At 70.3% G+C, this 236-nt stretch carries 1 protein-coding gene; it reads right to left on the bottom strand.

Annotation, left to right across the window (positions count from 1 at the left end; genetic code table 11):
* The coding region (locus tag AC0IY1_RS25605; RefSeq protein WP_471773382.1) for a hypothetical protein at positions 1 to 236 on the bottom strand (236 nt) is incomplete at both ends.

Genomic DNA, 236 nt, shown 5'->3' with positions numbered 1-236 from the left:
AGCATCCGGTCGGGATGGCGTCGGCGGATGGTTCGGACGAGGTCGATGGCGGCCAGGCGCATGCCGGCATAGCGCTCGGGATCGGTCTGCTCGAGATGGGGCGGCGTATCGAGGGTGTCGAAGAACAGCCCGGAGAACCCGCGCTCCAGCAGGGCTGGGACCGCGACGTCCAGGATCAGGGTCCGCCAGGCGGGCCGGCGCACGTCGCACAGCACGGTGTCGGGCCAGTTCGGGTT

Source organism: Methylobacterium sp. AC690, assembly GCF_979256535.1.
This window is presented reverse-complemented; position numbering and strand designations above follow the sequence as displayed.